We start from the raw sequence: 18,259 nt of genomic DNA, 5'->3' as shown, positions 1-18,259 counted from the left end.
CATGACCTGGACCTTCACGCACGACGTCGACGCCTTCCTGACCGCCGCGGGGCCCGCCCTGGCCGCCCGCCCCGCCGAGAACACGGTCGTGCTGACCGTCACCGACGCCCTGCGCCGCCACGGCCCCCGGGCCTTCGGCGACCGGGATCCGGTGCTGGGCTGGTGGAGCGGCCCGGACGGCGAGGTGACGGGCACACTCCTCCACACCCCGCCCTATCCCGCCTCGCTGAACGGGCTGCTGCCCCCGGAGGCCGTCGGGCCGCTGATGGACGCCCACCCGCTCACCCATGTCAACGCGGACCGGGAGACGGCCCTGGCGGTGGCCGCGCACTGGCCGGGCCACCGGATCGAGGAGGAGCAGCGCCTGTACCGGCTGGGCGAGTTGGTGCCGCCCTCGCCCCCGCCTGCGGGACGGGCCAGGCTCGCCACCCCGGCCGACCGGGAGCTGCTGGTCGAGTGGTTCGGGGCGTTCGCCGCCGACATCGGCAGCCCGGACAGCCGGGCCGACCGCCATGCCCGGCGGGTGGACGAGCGGACGGCGGAGGGGCGGCTGACGCTCTGGGAGCACGAGGACACTCCCGTCTCGATGGCGGGGATCACGCCCCGGATCGCGGGGAGCGCCCGCATCGCGCCCGTCTACACCCCGCCGGAGCACCGCGGCCGGGGCTACGCGGCGGCGGTGACCGCCGAGGCCAGCCGCGCGGCGCTGGCGGCCGGCACGGAGGAGCTGCTGCTCTTCACCGATCTGGCGAATCCGACGAGCAACGGCGTGTACACCCGCATCGGCTACCGCCCGGTCGGTGACCGCCTGGTGGTCGAGGCCCGGCCCAGCGATGACTGAGCCGCCCGAACGGCCCGAGCCTCTCTGGCTGGTCGCGGCGAACGTGGTGCGGTGGCGGCGGTACGGGGAGCTGGGACAGGAGTTCCGGCCGGGCACGAAGGCGTTCCGGGGCGGGGCGAAGGTCTATGTCGTGGACACCTACGCGGGGATGGGCAGCGAGCAGCTGACCGTGGTGGGGCACGGCCGGCACAACGGACGGTGGATCACCATCGACACGGGCACCCGCCATCTGCACACCTTCCGGGCGCGGCTGGTGTACTCCCCCGCCGTGATCCGGCGCTGCGCGGGCACACCCGCGCGCACCCGTGAGGAGGCGGCGGAGCTGGCGGAGCGTCTGGAGCGGATCGCCCGGCTGGGCCGGGACACGCACCACGGGGCGCCGCACCCGGATCCGTGCCTCTGCCACTCCTGCGAGGGGCTCAGCCCAGGGTGAGCCGGGGCTTGGGCGCGTCGGTGCGGCCGGTGGGCGGGGTGCGGCTGCCCGCCCGGTACGGCGCGGGCCAGGGCGCGCCCGGCCCGGTGTAGCCCTGTTCGGCCGCCGCGTGGAGCGTCCAGTGCGGGTCGTAGAGATGGGGGCGGGCGAGGGCGCAGAGGTCGGCGCGTCCGGCCAGCAGCAGGGAGTTGACGTCGTCCCAGGAGGAGATCGCCCCGACGGCGATCACGGGCACGCAGAGGGTGTTGCGGATCCGGTCGGCGTACGGGGTCTGGTAGGAGCGCCCGTACTCGGGCCGTTCGTGGGGCACGACCTGGCCGGTGGAGACGTCGATGGCGTCGGCCCCGTGGGCGACGAAGGCGCGGGCGGTCTCCACGGCGTCCTCGGCGCCGGTGCCGCCCTCGGCCCAGTCGGTCGCGGAGATCCGGACGGTCATCGGCCGGTCGTCCGGCCAGACCTCGCGGACCGCGTCGAACACCTCCAGCGGGAAGCGGAGCCGGTTCGCGAGGGGGCCGCCGTAGGCGTCGGTGCGGTGGTTGGTGAGCGGGGAGAGGAAGCCCGAGAGCAGATAGCCGTGCGCGCAGTGCAGTTCGAGGAGGTCGAACCCGCCGGCGTCGGCGCGGCGGGCGGCGGCCGTGAACTGCGCGCGGACGGTGTCGAGCCCGGCCCGGTCCAGGGCCTGCGGGATCTGGTTGACGCCCGGCGCGTACGGCAGCGGGGAGGCGGCGGTCAGGGGCCAGTTTCCGTCGTCGAGGGGCTGGTCGATGCCCTCCCACATGAGTTTGGTGGAGCCCTTGCGGCCGGAGTGGCCGAGCTGGACGCCGATCGCGGTGCCGGGCGAGTCCCGGTGGACGAAGTCGGTGATCCGCTTCCAGGCGGCGGCCTGCTCGTCGGTGTAGAGACCGGTGCAGCCGGGGGTGATCCGGCCCTCGGGGCTGACGCAGACCATCTCCGTCATGACGAGTCCGGCGCCGCCGAGCGCGCGGGCCCCGAGGTGGACGAGGTGGAAGTCGCCGGGGACGCCGTCGGTGGCGGAGTACATGTCCATGGGCGAGACGACGACGCGGTTGCGCAGTTGGAGTCCGCGCAGCCGCAGCGGGGTGAACATCGGCGGGGTGTCCGCCGGGCAGCCGAACTCCTTCTCGACGGCCGCGGTGAAATCGGCGTCGCGCAGCCGCAGATTGTCGTGGGTGACCCGGCGGCTGCGGGTGAGGAGGTTGAAGGCGAACTGCCGGGGCGGCTGGTCGACGTAGGTCCCCAGCTCCTCGAACCAGCGCAGGCTGGCCACGGCGGCGCGCTGGGTGGACTCGACGACGGGCCGGCGCTCGGCCTCGTACGCGGCGAGGGCGTCGGGCAGGTCCGGCCGCTCCTGGACGCAGGCGGCCAGGGCGAGGGCGTCCTCGACGGCCAGCTTGGTTCCGGAGCCGATGGAGAAGTGCGCGGTATGGGCGGCGTCCCCGATGAGGACGGTGTTGCCGTACGACCAGTGCGCGTTGACGACGGTGCGAAAGGTCTGCCAGGAGGAGTGGTGGGAGCGCAGCGGACGGTGGCCGAGCGCGTCCGCGAAGATCGCGGCGCAGCGGCGGATCGAGGCGGCCGGGTCGGGGGCGTCGAAGCCGGCCGCGCGCCAGACCTCCTCGCGCATCTCGACGATCACGGTGGAGGCGCCGCCGCCGTCGGGGGTGCGGGCGTAGGGGTAGGCGTGCAGTTGCATCACGCCGTGGGGGGTCTCGGCGATCTCGAAGCGGAAGGCGTTCAGCGGGAAGTCGGCGGCGAGCCAGATGTAGCGGCAGCGGTGCGGGGTGATGCGGGGGCCGAAGTGCTCGGCGTGGGCGTCGCGGGTGGGGCTGTGGACGCCGTCGGCCGCGATCACCAGGTCGTGGGAGGCGGCGAGTTCGGCGGCGGGCGGTGCCTGGGTGCGGAAGCGGAGGCGGACGCCGAGGCCCTGGCAGCGTGTGTGCAGGATCTCCAGGAGCCGGCGGCGGCCGAGCGCGGCGAAGCCGTGGCCGCCGGAGGTCTGGGTGTGGCCGCGGTGGACGATGTCGATGTCGTCCCAGCGGACGAAGGCGCGCTGGAGGGCGGCGTGGACGACGGGGTCGGCGTGCTCGATGCCGCCCAGGGTCTCGTCGGAGAGGACGACGCCGAAGCCGAAGGTGTCGTCCGGGGCGTTGCGCTCCCAGACGGTGATCTCGCGACCGGGGCCGAGCCGTTTGAGGAGGGCCGCGGCGTAGAGCCCGCCGGGGCCGCCGCCGATGACCGCGATCCGCCGCGGGCCGGCGTCGGGTGCGGTGGGGCCGGTCATCGTCCGCGCCAGGCGGGAGGCCGCTTCTCGGTGAAGGCGGCGTGGAACTCGGCGTAGTCCTCGCCGTGCATCAGCAGAGCCTGGGTGGCGGCGTCCATCTCCACGGAGGCGGCCAGCGGCATGTCGAGTTCGGCGGTGAGCAGCGCCTTGGTCTGGGCGAGGGCGAGGGCGGGTCCGTCGGCGAGGCGGCGGGCGAGGGCGGCGGCGCGGGCGTCGGCCTCGCCCTCCTCGGTCAGTTCGCTGATCAGCCCGATCCGTTCGGCCTCGGGGGCGTGGACGGGATCGCCGAGCATGAGGAGGCGGGTGGCGTGGCCGAGGCCGACGACGCGGGGCAGCAGATAGGCCGCGCCCATGTCGCCGCCGGAGAGCCCGACGCGGGTGAAGAGGAAGGCGAAGCGGGTGGTGGGGTCGGCCACCCGGAAGTCCGCGGCCAGGGCCAGCACGGCCCCGGCTCCGGCGGCGGCCCCGTGCAGGGCGGCGACGACGGGGAAGGGGCACTCCCGCAGGGCCCGGACCACCTGCCCGGTCATCCGGTTGAAGTCCAGGAGCCGGGCGGTGTCCATGGCGAGGGTGGCGCCGATGATCTCGTCCACATCGCCGCCGGAGCAGAAGCCGCGCCCCTCGCCGGCCAGCACCAGGGCGCGGACCGCGCGCTCCCGGGACAGTTCGGCGAGCAGATCGCGCAGGTCCGCGTAGGCGCCGAAGGTCAGCGCGTTGAGCTTGTCGGGGCGGGCGAGCGTGACGGTGGCGACGCCGTCCCGCGTGGTGACGCGCAGATGGCGCCACTTCTCGGTGCGGGAGGCCGAGCTGGGGAACGGGCTCATGGAGGGGGACCCTTCGGCCGTCGGGCTGCTGCCTGCCTCTCGAAGCTATCACCGGTACGTGACTTCCGTCACGAGTACGCGATAGACGGGGTGCGGGCGGACCCGCGCGGGGCGGGGCGGCCGGCCCGAGGGTGACGAACGTCCCCTTCGCACCGGTCGGGAGGCCCTTGCCCGTGTCGTGGGCGTTCGTAAGGTGGGAGCCATGAAGTCCTGCGCCCCCGGAACGGGCGATTCCAGGAGTGTTCACCCGCCCGAACGGACCCCGCCGTGCCGCCCGACGCCCCCGCCACCACCTGGCGCATCTCCCTGCCGCACTCCGCGGCGGCCGTGCCGATCGCCCGCGCGCTGATCCGCTCGGTCCTCGCGGACCTCGACGCCCCGGCGGACGCCGACACGGCGGAGCTGCTGACGGCGGAGCTGGTCGCCAACGCGGTGGAGCACACCCCGGGGGACGATCCGGTGGAGCTGGTGGTGGAGCTGCTGGAGAGCGTCTGCCAGGTGGAGGTGCACGACGGCGATCCGGCGCCGCCGGGGGACCTCTCCCGCCCGGGTCCCGACTGGATGCCCGATCCCTGGCAGGAGCACGGCCGGGGGCTGCTGCTGATCCGCACGCTCAGCGCGGCCTGCGGGCACCGCGCGACCGAACGCGGCAAGGCGGTCTGGTTCACCCTGCGCGCACCGGCGAGTCCGGCGTCCTGAGCGCGCGGCCGGGTCAGCCGGCCAGCCGGGAGCGGCGGTGCCCGTATCCGGCGTACACCGCCGCGCCGGCCGCCAGGAACACCGCGAACTGCACCCAGGTCGCCCAGCCCGTCCCGTACATCAGATAGCCGCAGAAGCCGATGCCGAGCAGCGGGCTCAGCGGATGGAGGGGGACGCGGAAGGCGCCCCGCACCTCGGGGTTGCGGCGGCGCAGCACGATGACCTCGACATTGACGGCGACCATGGTGGCGAGCGTGCCGATGGTGGTCAGGTTCACCACCACGTCGAGCGAGGCGAAGGCGGCCGGGACGGCGAAGACGGCGGCGACGATCCAGGTGTTGGCGACCGGGGTCGAGGTGCGCGGCGAGACCCGCTCGAAGACCCTGGGCACCAGGCCGTCGCGCGACATGGACATCAGGATGCGGGTCTGCCCGTACATCACCGCGAGGACGACCGAGGCGATGGCGACGACCGCGCCGAAGGCGATGATCCCGCCGCCCACGTCCGAGCCGGTGACCTGGTCGACGATCAGCGAGAGCGCGGCGGGCCGGTCCGAGACGGCGTCGGCGCCCAGCGCGCCGATCGCGGCGAGTGCGACCGCGCAGTAGAGCAGCGTCACCAGTCCGATGCAGATCATGATCGCGACGGGGATGTCGCGCCGTGGATTGCGGACCTCCTCGCCGGTGGTGGTGATGGCGTCGAAGCCGATGTACGAGAAGAAGGCGAGCGACGCTCCGGCGGTGACGCCGCCGGGGCCGTGGGTCAGGAACGGGGTGAGGTTGCCGCGCTCGAAGGCCGTGAAGGCGATGGCGCAGAACATGATCAGGACGGCGATCTTGAGGACGGCCATCGCGGCCGTGGCCCCGGCGCTCTCCCGTACGCCGCGCACCAGCAGGGTGGCGGCCATCATGATCACGAGGACGGCGGGCAGATTGACGACGCCGCCGTCACCGGGGCCCGCGGAGAGCGCCTGGGGCAGCTGGTGGCCGACGAGGCTGTCGAGCAGTTCGTTGACGTACTGGCTCCAGCCGACGGCCACGGCGGAGACCGACACGCCGTACTCCAGGAGCAGGCACCAGCCGACGAGGAAGGCCAGGCGCTCGCCGAGGGTGGCGTACGCGTACGAGTAGGAGCTGCCGGAGACCGGGATGGCACTGCCCAGCTCGGCGAAGGAGAACGCGGTGAACACGCAGGTGACGGCGGCGAGGACGTAGGAGACCACGACGGCGGGTCCGGCCTCGGCGACGCTGTCGGAGAGCCCGACGAAGATGCCGGTGCCGACGACGGCGCCGACCCCGAAGCAGACCAGCTGGAAGAGTCCCATGGTGCGCTTGAGCCCATGGCCCTCCAGGTCGGCGCCGGACTCGGCGATCAGCTGGTGGGGGTCCTTCAGGCGCGGCGGCGGGCCGGGCAGGCGCAAGGGGCTCACGGCGGTGTTCTCATTCTGCGGCGGTGGGGGGCGGGGCGCCGGGAGACGTGGGGTCGGCGCGCACACGGAAGCGGGGTTCGAGCGTGCGAGCCCGAACCCCACCGGCGGCGACCATCCTAGACATATATGCGCATGTTCACCCCATGAGGTGCATGTTCATGCGGGATGTCCGGGTCAGCGCGTCCCCATGGTCGCCACCATGACGGCCTTGATCGTGTGCATGCGGTTCTCCGCCTCGTCGAAGACGACGGAGTGCGCGGACTCGAAGACCTCGTCGCTGACCTCCAGCTCGGCCAGTCCGTAGCGGTCGTGGATCTCGCGCCCGACCTTGGTGCCGAGGTCGTGGAAGGCCGGGAGGCAGTGGAGGAACTTGACGTCGTCGTTGCCGGTGGCCCGCAGGACGTCCATGGTGACGGCGTACGGCGCGAGGGCGGCGATGCGCTCGGCCCAGATCTCCTTGGGCTCGCCCATGGAGACCCAGACGTCGGTGGCGACGAAGTCGGCGCCGCGCACGCCCTCGGCGACGTCCTCGGTGAGCGTGACGGTGGCCCCGCTGCTCGCGGCCAGCTCGCGCGCCCGGTCCACGACGGCGTCGGCGGGCCAGTAGGCCTTCGGCGCGACGATGCGGACGTCCATGCCGAGCAGGGCGCCGGTGACCAGGTAGGAGTTGCCCATGTTGAAGCGGGCGTCGCCGAGGTAGGCGAAGGCGGTGCGCTCCAGCGGCTTGGCGCAGTGCTCGGTCATCGTGAGGACGTCGGCGAGCATCTGCGTCGGGTGCCAGTCGTCGGTGAGCCCGTTGAAGACGGGGACGCCGGCGTGGGCGGCCAGCTCCTCGACGGCCTGCTGGCTGTCGCCGCGGTACTCGATCGCGTCGAACATCCGGCCGAGGACCCGGGCGGTGTCCTTCACGGACTCCTTGTGCCCCACCTGCGAACCGGAGGGGTCGAGGTACGTGGTGGAGGCGCCCTGGTCCGCGGCGGCGACCTCGAAGGCGCAGCGGGTGCGGGTCGAGGTCTTCTCGAAGATGAGCGCGATGTTCCTGCCGCACAGGTGCCGGGTCTCCGTCCCCGCCTTCTTCGCGGCCTTGAGCTCGGCGGCCAGACCGATCAGGCCGCGGAACTCCTCGGCCGTGAAGTCCAGCTCCTTGAGGAAGTGGCGGCCTGCGAGGTCTATGGCCATGGTGACTGCTCCTGGGTCGGGCGGGGGGACGCATACGGTAACCCTGGAAGTCTATACGATGCAATGCATCGCTATACAGGGCCGTGCGGACATCTCCTCCCCGCCCGGACCGCCGGCGCCCGCCCGCCTCCCCTCCCCCGGCTACACGGGGTCGCGTTCCACCGGACAGCTCATGCAGCGGGGGCCGCCCCGTCCCCGCCCCAGCTCGCTGCCGGGGATCTCGATGACCTCGATGCCCTCCTTGCGCAGATACGTGTTGGTGGTGGCGTTGCGCTCGTACGCCACGACGACGCCCGGTTCGACCGCCAGCACGTTGCAGCCGTCGTCCCACTGCTCGCGCTCGGCGGCGTGCACGTCCTGGGTGGCGGTCAGGACGCGGATCGCGTCCAGCCCCAGCGCGTCCGCGATCGCCCGGTGCATGTGCTCGGGCGGATGGTCGGTGACCCTGAGGTCCCGGGGGCCCTCGCCCGGCTCGATCGTGTACGAGCGGAGCATCCCGAGGCCCGCGTACTGGGTGAAGGTGTCCCCGTCGACCATCGTCATCACGGTGTCCAGGTGCATGAACGCCCGGCTCTTCGGCATGTCCAGCGCCACGATCGTCCGCGCGGACCCGGCGTCGAAGAGGCCCCGCGCCAGCATCTCCACCGCCTGCGGGGTGGTCCGCTCGCTCATCCCGATGAGCACGGCGCCCCGGCCGATGACCAGTACGTCACCGCCCTCGATCGTGGACGGATAGTCGTCCTGCCCCTCCGACCAGTGGTGGAAGGGGCCCGCGTCGGGGCCGGTGAACAGCGGGTGGTGGCGGTAGATGGCCTCGAAGTGCACGGTCTCGCGCTGCCGGGCGGGCCAGCGCATGGCGTTGATGGAGACCCCGTCGTAGATCCAGGCCGAGGTGTCGCGCGTGAACAGGTGGTTGGGCAGCGGACCGAGCAGGAAGTCGTCGAGGTCCATGACGTGGAAGCGCACCGAGACCGGCTCGGGGCAGCGCTCCAGGAACTCCCGCTTCGTCATCCCGCCGACCAGCGCCGCGCCCAGTTCGGACGCGGGCAACTCCTCGAAGGCGGCGCGCAGATGCTCGGTGGCGAGCGGACCGTACTCCTTCTCGTCGAAGACCCGGTCCAGCACCAGCCTGCGGGCCACCGGGATCTCCAGCGCCTCCTGGAGGAGATCGCCGAAGAGATGCACCTCCACGCCCCGGTCCCGCAGCACGTCCGCGAAACCGTCGTGCTCCTGACGGGCGCGGCGCACCCAGAGCACGTCGTCGAAGAGGAGCGCGTCCTTGTTGCGCGGGGTGAGCCGCTTCAGTTCCAGATCGGGGCGGTGCAGGATGACGCGGCGCAGCCGCCCGGCCTCGGAGTCGACATGGAATCCCATGCCCTCATCCTCACCGCGCGGGGCACCGTTCACCCGGCGAATCGCCCTCGGGTTCCGCCGCCGGGGCGGAACCCGAGGACGCTACAAGCGCGGGTCCACCGGCTCCGACTCCAGGGCCAGCACGGCGAACACCGCCTCGTGGACCCGCCACAGCGGCTCCCCGTCGGCCAGCCGGTCCAGGGCCTCCAGCCCGAGCGCGTACTCGCGCAGGGCGAGCGAGCGCTTGTGGCCGAGGAAACGGCCGCGCAGCCGCTCCAGGTTCTCCGGCCGGGTGTACTCGGGGCCGTAGATGATCCGCAAGTACTCCCTGCCGCGCACCTTGACCCCGGGCTGCACCAGCCGGTCCCTGCCGTCGCGGACGAGCGCGCCGAGCGGTTTGACGACCATGCCCTCGCCGCCCCGGCCGGTCATCTCCAGCCACCAGTCGACACCGGCCCGCACCGACGCCTCGTCGCCCGTGTCGACGACGAGCCGGCGGGTGACCTGGAGCAGTCCGGTCGGGTCGTGCTCCACCAGCCGGTCCAGCCAGGCCAGCTGCTCGTCGTGCGGAACGGAGGCCAGCGAACGGCCTCGCACCGCGAGGATCTGGAACGGTGCCAGACGCACCCCGTCCAGCCCCTCGGTGCTCCAGCAGTAGCGGCGGTAGGCCTCGGTGAACGCGGCGGCGTCCTCGGCCCGGCCGGCCTGCCGGTCCGCGAGCGCGCCCACGTCGACGCCCCGGGCGGCCGCCGCGGCGAGCGCCCCGCCCACCACGGGCAGCACGGCGCCGGAGGCGGCGCCGACCGCCGCGTACTGCGAGCGGAGCAGGCCGGCCGCCTTCAGCGACCAGGGCATCAGCTCGGCGTCGAGCAGCACCCAGTCGGTGTCCCACTCCTCCCACAGACCGGCGGCGGTGACGGCCGCGCGCAGCCGGTCCAGCACTTCCTCGGTGAGCGCCGGGTCGTCCAGGAACGGCCGGCCGGTGCGGGTGTACAGCGCGCCCGTGGGGCCGTCACCGTCCGTCCCGCCGATCCCGAAGCGCTCCCGGGCGGCGGCCGCGTCCTTGCAGACCAGGGCGACGGCACGGGAGCCCATGTGCTTCTCCTCGCACACGACGCGGTCCACGCCGTCCGCCCGGTACTGGGCGAACGCCTCGGCCGGGTGCTCCAGATAGCCCTCCTCGTGCGAGGTGGCGGTCGGTGCCATGGTCGGCGGCAGGTAGGCCAGCAGCCGGGGGTCGACGGCGAACCGGCTCATGACCTCCAGGGCCGCCGCCGCGTTCTCCTCGCGGACGGCGACGCGCCCCAGGTGCCGGGTCTCCACGACGCGGCGTCCCTGCACGTCCCCGAGGTCCAGCGGCCGGCCCTCCCGGCTGCCCGGTGCCTCGGTGACCAGCGGCTTCGCCGGCTCGTACCAGACCCGCTCGGCGGGTACGTCGACGAGCTCGCGCTCCGGCCAGCGCAGCGCGGTCATCTTCCCGCCGAACACCGCTCCGGTGTCCAGGCAGATGGTGTTGTTGATCCAGGAGGTGCTGGGGACCGGGGTGTGGCCGTAGACGACCGTGGCGCTGCCCCGGTAGTCCTCGGCCCACGGGTAGCGCACCGGCAGCCCGAACGCGTCGGTCTCGCCGGTGGTGTCGCCGTACAGCGCGTGCGAACGGACCCGGCCGGAGGTGCGGCCGTGGTACTTCTCGGGCAGCCCGGCGTGGCAGACGACCAGCCGCCCGCCGTCCAGCACGTAGTGGCTGACCAGTCCGTCGATGAACTTCGCGACGCGCCCGCGGAACTCCGGGTCCTCCTTGTCCACGCGCTCCAGCTGCTCGACGGTCTCGGCGAGGCCGTGCGTCTGCTGGACCTTGCGGCCCTTGAGGTAACGGCCGAGCTTGTTCTCGTGGTTGCCGGGCACGCACAGCGCATGGCCGTCGGCCACCATCGACATGACCCTGCGCAGCACCCCGGGGCTGTCGGGGCCCCGGTCGACGAGGTCGCCGACGAACACGGCGGTCCGCCCCTCGGGGTGCGCTCCGTCCACGTAGCCGAGCCTGCCGAGCAGGGTCTCCAGCTCGGAGGCGCAGCCGTGGACGTCGCCGATGATGTCGAACGGGCCGGTGAGGTGGCGCAGGTCGTTGTAGCGGCGCTCCAGCACCACCCGGGCGTGCTCGGCCTCCTCCTCGGTGCGCAGGACGTGCACCTTGCGGAAGCCCTCGCGCTCCAGGCCGCGCAGCGAGCGGCGCAGCTCGCGGCGGTGGCGCTGGACCACGTGCCGGGGCAGTCCGGCCCGGTCGGGACGCTCGGCGTTACGGGCCTGGCAGACCTCCTCCGGCAGGTCGAGGACGATCGCGATCGGCAGCACGTCGTGCTCCCTGGCCAGCGAAACGAGCTGGCGGCGGGCCTCCGACTGCACGTTGGTGGCGTCCACGACGGTCAGCCGGCCGGCGGCCAGCCGCTTGCCCGCGATGTAGTGCAGGACGTCGAAGGCGTCCCGGCTGGCGCTCTGGTCGTTCTCGTCGTCGGCGACCAGACCGCGGCAGAAGTCCGAGGAGATGACCTCGGTCGGCTTGAACTGCCTGCGGGCGAAGGTGGACTTGCCCGAACCGCTCGCGCCGATGAGGACGACGAGGGAGAGGTCGGTGACCGGAAGGACGCGTCCGGCGTCCTCGCCGCCGTTACTCGTACGGGTGGTGCTGGGGGTGCTCATGCGGCGTCCGCCTCCTTCTCGGTCGTGTCGGTCCTGCCGGTGCTCCGGGTGTCGCCCCGGGGGGATGCCGTCGTGGTGAAGACGGCCATCTGGGTCGGCGGGCCGACCTCGGGGTCGTCGTCGCCGACGGGTACGAAGTCCACGCCGTACCCGTAACGGCCCGCCACGCGCTCCGCCCATGCGCGGAACTCGGCGCGAGTCCATTCGAAACGGTGGTCGCCGTGCCGGGTGTGCCCGGCCGGGAGGGTCTCCCAGCGGACGTTGTACTCGACGTTCGGCGTGGTCACGAGCACGGTACGGGGACGGGCCGCGCCGAACACCGCGTACTCCAGGGCGGGCAGCCTCGGCAGGTCCACATGCTCGACGACCTCGCTGAGCACCGCCGCGTCGTACCCCGCGAGCCGCTTGTCCGTGTACGCGAGGGAGCCCTGCCGGAGGGTGACCCGGGAGGCCTGGCGCTCGCCCATCCGCTCCAGCCGGAGCCGGCGCGAGGCGATGGTGAGGGCGCGCATCGAGACGTCGACGCCCACGATCTCCGTGTACCGGGGGTCCTTGAGCAGGGCCTGCACCAACTGGCCCTGTCCGCAGCCCAGGTCGAGCACACGGCTCGCCCCGGCCTCGGCCAGCGCCGCCAGGATGGCGTCCCGGCGCCGCACCGCGAGCGGAACCGGCCGCTCCTCGGTGTCGGCGGTCTCGTCGACGGCGTTGTCGATGCTCTCGACGGCGAGGTCGTCGGACTCGGCGAGCCGGACCAGCTCCAGGCGCTCCATCGCCTGCCGGGCCAGTCCCCAGCGCCGGGAGAGATAGCGGCTGGTGATCAGCTTCTGCTCCGGGTGGTCGGCCAGCCAGCCCTCCCCCGCCCGCAGCAGCTTGTCGACCTCGTCCGGCGCCACCCAGTAGTGCTTTGCGTCGTCGAGCACGGGCAGCAGCACATACAGCTGACGCAGCGCGTCGGCGAGCCGCAACTCGCCCTCCAGCACCAGCTGTACGTACCGCGAGTCCCCCCACTCGGGGAACCGCTCGTCCAGCGGCACGGGCCGCGCCTGAACGCCCGACCAGCCCAGCGGACCGAAGAGCTTGCGCACCAGCTCGGCACCACCACGGGCCGGCAGGGCGGGCACCTCGATCCGCAGCGGCATCGGCGCCGCCGCCCGCTCCGGCATCGCCTTGCAGTCACCGCGCAGCGCGGACTTGAAGGTGACGCTCATCGCGGTGGACAGCAGCGAGGACGCCGCGTAGGGGCGGTCGTTGACGTACTGCGCGAGCGCCGCGTCGGGCGCTCCTCCCCGGCCCTTGCCCTTGCCGCGCCGCACCAGCGCCACCGGATCCACCTCCAGCAGCAGTGCGGCCGTGCACCGCTCCGCGGACGCCTCGGGATAGAAGACGTGCGCGACGCCGTGCGAGGTGGAGAACGTCTGCGCCTTCTCGGGATGCTTGTGCAGCAGGAAACCGAGATCGGTGGCGGGACGCTCCGGGGTGCCGGTGGTACTGATCGTCAGGAACACCCGTCCGAGTATGCTGCGCCCCCGCCCCCGCCACCAGGCAATTTCCCGGTCGCCGGAGAGCCGAAGGCCTGGTCGAGCACCGTCAGGAGCCGGGAGACCAGAGGGTTGGCGTCGTTCCTGCGCCACGCGACGGCGACCCGGGTGCGGGCGGTGCCGGGCGCGATCGGGCGGAAGGCGACGCCTTCGAGACGGATGCGCCGGATGCTCTCCGGGGCCAGGGAGACCCCCAGACCGGTCCCCACCAGGGCGCAGACGGTCTGCCACTCCACGGCGTGCTGCGTCACGCGGGGAGTGAAGCCCGCAGCGACGCACACCTCGGTGATCCGGTCGTACAGCGGCGGGCCCACGGCACGCGGCAGCAGCACGAAGGGGCAGTCCGCCAACTGCTCGACGCGGACGGCTTCCTGGGCCGCCAGGGAGTGCGCGGCGGGCAGGACGGCCACGTACGGTTCGGTCAGCACCGTCCGGAAGTCCAGCTCCGCGTCGGGCTCGGGCGGCTCGCGCACCAGGCCGATGTCGATGGTCCGTGCGCGCAGCGCGGCCAGTTGCGGTGTGGTCGTCATCTCCTGGATGTCCAGGTCCACGGCCGGGAACCGCTCCCGGAAGGTCCGCAGCAGTCCGGGCAGGACGGTGAGCGCCAGCGAGGCCGCGAAGCCGATCCGCAACCGTCCGGCCCTTCCGTCCCCGGCCTCCCTGGCCGCGGTCAGCCCCTCCGCGAGCCGGCCGAGGGCGTGCCGAGCGGCGGGCAGCAGCTCGCGGCCCGCCGGCGTGAGCGCGACCCGCCCCGGCTCACGGCTGAACAGTGCGTGTCCCACCTTGTCCTCCAGCCGGCGGATCTGCTGGCTCAGCGGCGGCTGGGCGACGCCGAGCCGAGCGGCGGCACGGCCGAAGTGAAGTTCCTCGGCCAGGACGACGAAGGCGTGCACCTGCGGCAGGCCGAGTTCGGGGCGCTCCATATGCTCAGAGATATCATCTCGCGCCCGAAGAAGTATTAGACGTATCATCCCTGGTCACCTAGCGTTCGGCCCATGACTGAGCGACGCTCCCTCCTCGGCGGTTCGGTGTTCGAGGAGCAGATCGGATACGCCCGCGCCGTGATCGACGGCGACTGGGTCCATGTCTCCGGAACGACCGGATTCGACTACGCCACCATGACCATCTCCGACGACGTGGTCGAACAGGCCGAACAGTGCCTGCGCACCATCGGGGCCGCCCTGTCCGAGGCGGGATGTGCCTTCGCCGATGTGGTGCGGGTCCGCTACCTCCTGCCCGAACGGGCCGACTTCGAGCCCTGCTGGCCCGTGCTGCGCCGCACCTTCGGCGAGGTGCGCCCCGCCGCCACCATGCTCGTCTGCGGCCTCGCCGATCCCCGGATGAAGATCGAGATCGAGGTCACCGCCCACCTGCCGGCCCATCTCGCGGGAAGGAGCCACCACGATCCCGCGCGGCGGTCTCACCGCTGAGCGGCGGTTGACCGCCGCGTCCGGCTACCGCCCCGTCAGCGAGGCGATCGCCTCGGGCCCCACGCGGCAGCAGCCGCCGATCAGCCGGGCGCCGGCCTCCCGCCAGGCCGGGAGCAGGTCCGGGGCGAAGGTGGTGGCCCCGGTCCAGGCCGTGCGGCGGGGGTCCCAGCGCTCGCCGCTGTTGGGGTAGGCGACGGCGGGTTTGCCGGTCGTCGCGACGGCGAGGCGGACGGCCGCGGCGACGTCGCGGGGGTCGCAGCAGTTCACCCCGACGGCCACCACCTGGTCGTTGTCCGCGGCCGGGGCGAAGGCCTCCGCGAGGGGCTGCCCGGCCCGGGTCCGGTCCCCGTCCACCGTGCAGGAGAGCCAGACGGGCAGACCGCACCCCTTGACCGCGCGCAGCAGGGCCCGTGCCTCGTCCGCGTCCGGCACCGTCTCCAGTGCCAGGACATCGGGCCCCGCCGCGACCAGGGCCTCCACACGGGGGCGGTGGAAGCGCTCCAGCTCCCGGACCGTGAGGCCGTAGCGTCCCCGGTACTCCGAGCCGTCGGCCAGCACCGCCCCGTACGGGCCGACCGACGCCGCCACCCACACGTCCTCGGTGGTCGCCCCGGCCGCCCGGCGGGCCAGCTCCACGCTCCGGGCGAAGAGACCGGCGGCGCGGGCGGGACCGATCCCGCGCCGCCGGAACCCCTCGAAGCTCGCCTGGTAGCTGGCGGTGACGAGCACCCGTGCGCCCGCCCGCACATAGGCGGTGTGGGCCGCCTCGATCTGCTCGGGCCCGTCGGCGAGCAGCCGGGCCGACCACAGCGCGTCGGACAGGTCGCAGCCCTGCGCCTCCAGCTGGTTGGAGAGCCCGCCGTCCAGCAGGACCGTCCCCGCCGCCAGCGCCGCGGCGAGCGGGCGGACCGGACCGGCGGGAGGGGGGTCGCCGGACGGACCGGGGACGGGTGGCACGGGTCGCTCCTCTCAGCCCAGCTGGGACTGGACCTGCGAGGAGATCAGCTCCAGGTGCTCCAGGTCGTCGAGATCCAGCACCTGGAGGTAGATGCGGGAGGCCCCGACCTCCCCGTAGCGGCCGATCTTGTCGACCACCTCGTCCGGCGAACCGGCCAGGCCGTTGGCCTTCAGCTCCGCGACGTCCCGCCCGATGACGGCGGCGCGGCGGGCCACCTCCGCGTCGTCCTTGCCCACACAGACGACCAGCGCGTTGGAGTACACCAGGCTGTCCGGGGACCGGCCGGCCTCCTTCGCGGCGTCCCGGACCCGGCCGAACTGCTTCTCGCTGTCCTCCAGGGAGGCGAACGGGATGTTGAACTCGTCGGCGTACTGCGCGGCCAGCCTCGGGGTGCGCTTCGCGCCGTGGCCGCCGATCAGCACCGGCACCTTGGCCTGGGCGGGCTTGGGGAGCGCCGGCGAGTCGGTGAGCTGGTAGTAGGTGCCGTCGTAGGTGAACGTGTCGCCGACCGCGGTGGCCCAGAGTCCGGTGACGATGGCCAGCTGCTCCTCCAGCCGGCCGAACTTCTCCTTCGGGAACGGAATGCCGTAGGCCTTGTGCTCCTCCTCGAACCAGCCCGCGCCCAGGCCCAGTTCGACACGGCCGCCGGACATCCGGTCGACCTGGGCGACCTGGATGGCGAGCACACCGGGCAGTCGGAAGGTGCCCGCCGTCATCAGGGTGCCGAGGCGGATGCGCTTGGTCTCGCGCGCCAGTCCGGCGAGCGTGATCCAGGCGTCCGTCGGGCCGGGGAGTCCGTCGCCCCCGCCCATGCGCAGATAGTGGTCGGAGCGGTAGAAGGCGTCGAAGCCGAGGTCCTCGGTCGCCTTCGCGACGGTGAGCAGGGTGTCGTAGTCGGCCCCTTGCTGGGGCTCGGTGAAGATTCGAAGATCCATGCATCCATCCTGCACCTCCGGACCCCGCACCGGCCCCACCCGCCCCGCCGCCCCACCGCGCCGCCGTGTCTCACCCCGCCGGCCCGTGGAGCACACCGTGCGGACCGTCGCGCTCCCGCTGCCGGTCGATGTCCTCCCGGCGCTCGCGCTCCCGCTCGTCGAGCAGCCGGAGCATGCCGTGCACCCGGTCGGTCGACTCGTCGGCGGCGTCGATCGCCTCCATGCACTGCCAGTACAGGCCCTGTTCGTCGGTCTCGCACGCCACGCCGACCAGGGCCATGCCCACCTCACCGAGCAGCGTGCCCAGTCCGGTCAGGGCCGTGCGCGGGTCGGCCACTCCGGAGAGCCGCGCGGCCCGTGCCACCCCGGCCCGCGCCGCCGGGTGGTCCAGGGCCCCGTTGCTCCGGCCGCCGATCTCGCTGAGTCCGGAGGCCTCGCCCCGTAACTCCTTCGGGCCGTCGGCGGCCAGCCGGCTCCCGATCGCCTGGGCCAGGGCCTGGGCCTGCCAGGCCTCCGCGATGATGTCCGGTGTGCCCCGGCTCTGCGCCAGTGCCTGCCGGATGATGCCTACCAGCCGCTCCGCTTCCATCCGATGCCCCCGCTCGATAGGAAAACCGCTCACCCTCTCCATTACCCACAGTGAGGGAGGTGGTACCGAAAGGCCAGGGGATTTCGGAAATCTGTGGACACTCGCTCGACTGTGGGCAACTCGATCACTCCGAAGAGTGACGGTCAGGTGTATCGGTGGGGTCGGACACGGGAAAGCGCGTCTCATTCCGTTCGATCTTGGCGGCGAGCGCCGCCAGCGCGTCGATGCCCAGCACCTCGCAGAACTGCAGCAGATACGCGAGCACGTCGGCGACCTCGTCCGCCACCCTGGGGGCCGTGGCGGGATCGTCCATGACCCGCGCCGACTGCTCGGGCGTCAGCCACTGGAAGATCTCGACGAGTTCGGCGGCCTCGACGCTCAGGGCGGAGGCGAGGTTCTTCGGGGTGTGGTACTGCTCCCAGTCGCGGGCGGCCGCGAACGCGGCGAGCCGCCGCTGGAGGGTCCGTACATCGAGTTCCGTCACGGCCCCAGGTCTACCACCGCGCACACGGACGCGGGGACGGGGGCCGGGGACCGGGCGGGGAGCCCGAGGCGCCCGCGCCCGGTCCCGTACGCCTACATTCCCGGGACGCCCGCCGCCGTCACTCCCTCGACCTCCATACCGGCCGGTGAGAGGAGGAAGACATTGCGGTCCACCCGGTGCATCCCGCTGCCCAGACCGAAGACCACGCCGCTGGCGAAGTCCAGGATCCGCTTGGCCACATCGGTCTCGGCGCCGGTCAGGTCGAGCAGCACGGGGACCTGGGCGACCAGGTACTCGGCGACCTCGCGCGCGTCGGCGAAGACCTGGACCCGCAGCACCACCATGCGGCGCTGCTCGGCGCTCTCCTGTTCGTCCGGGACCGTGCGGTGGTCGACCCGGGAGGGCCACTCGTTGCGACTGCGCAACGGCACGACCTGAGCCAGTCCCTCCCACTGCTCGTCCGTGACGTCATACCTGTCGTACCTGCTCACCGGACCACCCCGTCTGTGCGCCGGTTGGCGTCCCGCCGGCCGCGCTCTCTGTTCATCGGGCAATTCTCTCGCCCCTC

The 18,259-nt window shown here is 73.0% G+C and carries 17 protein-coding genes; 4 read left to right on the top strand and 13 right to left on the bottom strand.

Annotated elements, in window-relative coordinates; genetic code table 11:
• Window position 1: 1 nt before the first annotated feature.
• Both ACZ4FH_RS05575 and ACZ4FH_RS05570 read left to right on the top strand, forming a co-directional pair.
• Window positions 2-841: a GNAT family N-acetyltransferase gene (locus ACZ4FH_RS05575; RefSeq protein WP_467302506.1), complete on the top strand. Its 840-nt coding sequence runs from the start codon at window positions 2-4 to the stop codon at window positions 839-841.
• Window positions 834-1,274, top strand: a complete 441-nt coding sequence (locus ACZ4FH_RS05570) for a hypothetical protein (RefSeq protein WP_467302504.1) — start codon at window positions 834-836, stop codon at window positions 1,272-1,274. Before ACZ4FH_RS05575 ends, ACZ4FH_RS05570 begins: the two co-directional genes overlap by 8 nt.
• On the opposite strand, the gene ACZ4FH_RS05565 is transcribed toward ACZ4FH_RS05570, so the two are convergent.
• Both ACZ4FH_RS05565 and ACZ4FH_RS05560 read right to left on the bottom strand, forming a co-directional pair.
• Entirely contained in the window at window positions 1,261-3,576 is a 2,316-nt protein-coding gene (locus tag ACZ4FH_RS05565) for a bifunctional salicylyl-CoA 5-hydroxylase/oxidoreductase (protein ID WP_467302502.1), read from the bottom strand. The genes ACZ4FH_RS05570 and ACZ4FH_RS05565 overlap by 14 nt on opposite strands.
• Complete coding sequence (locus ACZ4FH_RS05560) at window positions 3,573-4,400, bottom strand: enoyl-CoA hydratase family protein (RefSeq protein WP_467302500.1); 828 nt, start codon at window positions 4,398-4,400, stop codon at window positions 3,573-3,575. The genes ACZ4FH_RS05565 and ACZ4FH_RS05560 overlap by 4 nt, the downstream gene beginning before the upstream one ends.
• 267 nt (window positions 4,401-4,667) lie before the next feature.
• Between ACZ4FH_RS05560 and ACZ4FH_RS05555 the strand changes: the two genes are divergently transcribed.
• On the top strand, window positions 4,668-5,099 hold the full coding sequence (locus ACZ4FH_RS05555) for an ATP-binding protein (RefSeq protein ID WP_467302498.1): 432 nt from the start codon (window positions 4,668-4,670) through the stop codon (window positions 5,097-5,099).
• A gap of 13 nt (window positions 5,100-5,112) precedes the next feature.
• Here ACZ4FH_RS05555 and ACZ4FH_RS05550 read toward each other — a convergent pair whose 3' ends face one another.
• From ACZ4FH_RS05550 to ACZ4FH_RS05525, 6 genes are all read right to left on the bottom strand, one after another.
• Window positions 5,113-6,528 (bottom strand): amino acid permease, encoded by a 1,416-nt coding sequence (locus ACZ4FH_RS05550; RefSeq protein ID WP_467302496.1) that lies wholly within the window; start codon window positions 6,526-6,528, stop codon window positions 5,113-5,115.
• A gap of 174 nt (window positions 6,529-6,702) precedes the next feature.
• Window positions 6,703-7,707: an ornithine carbamoyltransferase gene (argF, locus tag ACZ4FH_RS05545; RefSeq protein WP_467302494.1), complete on the bottom strand. Its 1,005-nt coding sequence runs from the start codon at window positions 7,705-7,707 to the stop codon at window positions 6,703-6,705.
• Between the two features lie 141 nt (window positions 7,708-7,848).
• Complete coding sequence (locus ACZ4FH_RS05540; protein WP_467302492.1) at window positions 7,849-9,081, bottom strand: arginine deiminase; 1,233 nt, start codon at window positions 9,079-9,081, stop codon at window positions 7,849-7,851.
• A gap of 81 nt (window positions 9,082-9,162) precedes the next feature.
• Window positions 9,163-11,757, bottom strand: a complete 2,595-nt coding sequence (locus ACZ4FH_RS05535) for a polynucleotide kinase-phosphatase (protein WP_467302490.1) — start codon at window positions 11,755-11,757, stop codon at window positions 9,163-9,165.
• A complete protein-coding gene (locus ACZ4FH_RS05530; RefSeq protein ID WP_467302488.1) occupies window positions 11,754-13,262 on the bottom strand; it encodes a 3' terminal RNA ribose 2'-O-methyltransferase Hen1 in 1,509 nt (502 codons plus the stop codon). The genes ACZ4FH_RS05535 and ACZ4FH_RS05530 overlap by 4 nt, the downstream gene beginning before the upstream one ends.
• Entirely contained in the window at window positions 13,253-14,218 is a 966-nt protein-coding gene (locus ACZ4FH_RS05525; RefSeq protein ID WP_467302486.1) for a LysR family transcriptional regulator, read from the bottom strand. The genes ACZ4FH_RS05530 and ACZ4FH_RS05525 overlap by 10 nt, the downstream gene beginning before the upstream one ends.
• A gap of 72 nt (window positions 14,219-14,290) precedes the next feature.
• On the opposite strand from ACZ4FH_RS05525, the gene ACZ4FH_RS05520 reads away from it, so the two are divergent.
• A complete protein-coding gene (locus ACZ4FH_RS05520; RefSeq protein WP_467302484.1) occupies window positions 14,291-14,725 on the top strand; it encodes a RidA family protein in 435 nt (144 codons plus the stop codon).
• Between the two features lie 24 nt (window positions 14,726-14,749).
• Here ACZ4FH_RS05520 and mmuM read toward each other — a convergent pair whose 3' ends face one another.
• The 5 genes from mmuM to ACZ4FH_RS05495 all read right to left on the bottom strand — a co-directional run bounded on the left by mmuM (window position 14,750) and on the right by ACZ4FH_RS05495 (window position 18,182).
• Window positions 14,750-15,682 carry a homocysteine S-methyltransferase gene (gene mmuM, locus ACZ4FH_RS05515; RefSeq protein ID WP_467302482.1) on the bottom strand — a complete coding sequence of 311 codons (933 nt, stop codon included), beginning with the start codon at window positions 15,680-15,682 and terminating at the stop codon, window positions 14,750-14,752.
• Window positions 15,683-15,694: 12 nt separating this feature from the next.
• Complete coding sequence (locus ACZ4FH_RS05510) at window positions 15,695-16,618, bottom strand: LLM class F420-dependent oxidoreductase (protein ID WP_467302480.1); 924 nt, start codon at window positions 16,616-16,618, stop codon at window positions 15,695-15,697.
• A gap of 70 nt (window positions 16,619-16,688) precedes the next feature.
• The gene (locus tag ACZ4FH_RS05505) at window positions 16,689-17,207 is read right to left on the bottom strand and encodes a DUF6099 family protein (protein ID WP_467303072.1); all 519 of its coding nucleotides are present in this window, start codon (window positions 17,205-17,207) and stop codon (window positions 16,689-16,691) included.
• Between the two features lie 124 nt (window positions 17,208-17,331).
• Window positions 17,332-17,691, bottom strand: a complete 360-nt coding sequence (locus ACZ4FH_RS05500) for a nucleotide pyrophosphohydrolase (protein ID WP_467302478.1) — start codon at window positions 17,689-17,691, stop codon at window positions 17,332-17,334.
• Window positions 17,692-17,783: 92 nt separating this feature from the next.
• Window positions 17,784-18,182: a cell division protein SepF gene (locus ACZ4FH_RS05495; RefSeq protein WP_383642379.1), complete on the bottom strand. Its 399-nt coding sequence runs from the start codon at window positions 18,180-18,182 to the stop codon at window positions 17,784-17,786.
• Window positions 18,183-18,259: the final 77 nt, after the last annotated feature.

The organism is Streptomyces sp. NPDC024555 (assembly GCF_055559335.1).
Note: the sequence above shows the minus strand (reverse complement) of the source record. Positions and strands in the feature narration are given on the sequence as shown.

Coding starts and splice junctions, on each gene's coding strand:
- ACZ4FH_RS05510 (WP_467302480.1), bottom strand. CDS start 16,618: ATGGATCTTCGAATCTTCACCGAGCCCCAGCAAGGGGCCGACTACGAC.
- ACZ4FH_RS05565 (WP_467302502.1), bottom strand. CDS start 3,576: ATGACCGGCCCCACCGCACCCGACGCCGGCCCGCGGCGGATCGCGGTC.
- ACZ4FH_RS05525 (WP_467302486.1), bottom strand. CDS start 14,218: ATGGAGCGCCCCGAACTCGGCCTGCCGCAGGTGCACGCCTTCGTCGTC.
- ACZ4FH_RS05520 (WP_467302484.1), top strand. CDS start 14,291: ATGACTGAGCGACGCTCCCTCCTCGGCGGTTCGGTGTTCGAGGAGCAG.
- ACZ4FH_RS05560 (WP_467302500.1), bottom strand. CDS start 4,400: ATGAGCCCGTTCCCCAGCTCGGCCTCCCGCACCGAGAAGTGGCGCCAT.
- ACZ4FH_RS05540 (WP_467302492.1), bottom strand. CDS start 9,081: ATGGGATTCCATGTCGACTCCGAGGCCGGGCGGCTGCGCCGCGTCATC.
- ACZ4FH_RS05575 (WP_467302506.1), top strand. CDS start 2: ATGACCTGGACCTTCACGCACGACGTCGACGCCTTCCTGACCGCCGCG.
- ACZ4FH_RS05505 (WP_467303072.1), bottom strand. CDS start 17,207: ATGGAAGCGGAGCGGCTGGTAGGCATCATCCGGCAGGCACTGGCGCAG.
- ACZ4FH_RS05570 (WP_467302504.1), top strand. CDS start 834: ATGACTGAGCCGCCCGAACGGCCCGAGCCTCTCTGGCTGGTCGCGGCG.
- ACZ4FH_RS05535 (WP_467302490.1), bottom strand. CDS start 11,757: ATGAGCACCCCCAGCACCACCCGTACGAGTAACGGCGGCGAGGACGCC.
- argF (WP_467302494.1), bottom strand. CDS start 7,707: ATGGCCATAGACCTCGCAGGCCGCCACTTCCTCAAGGAGCTGGACTTC.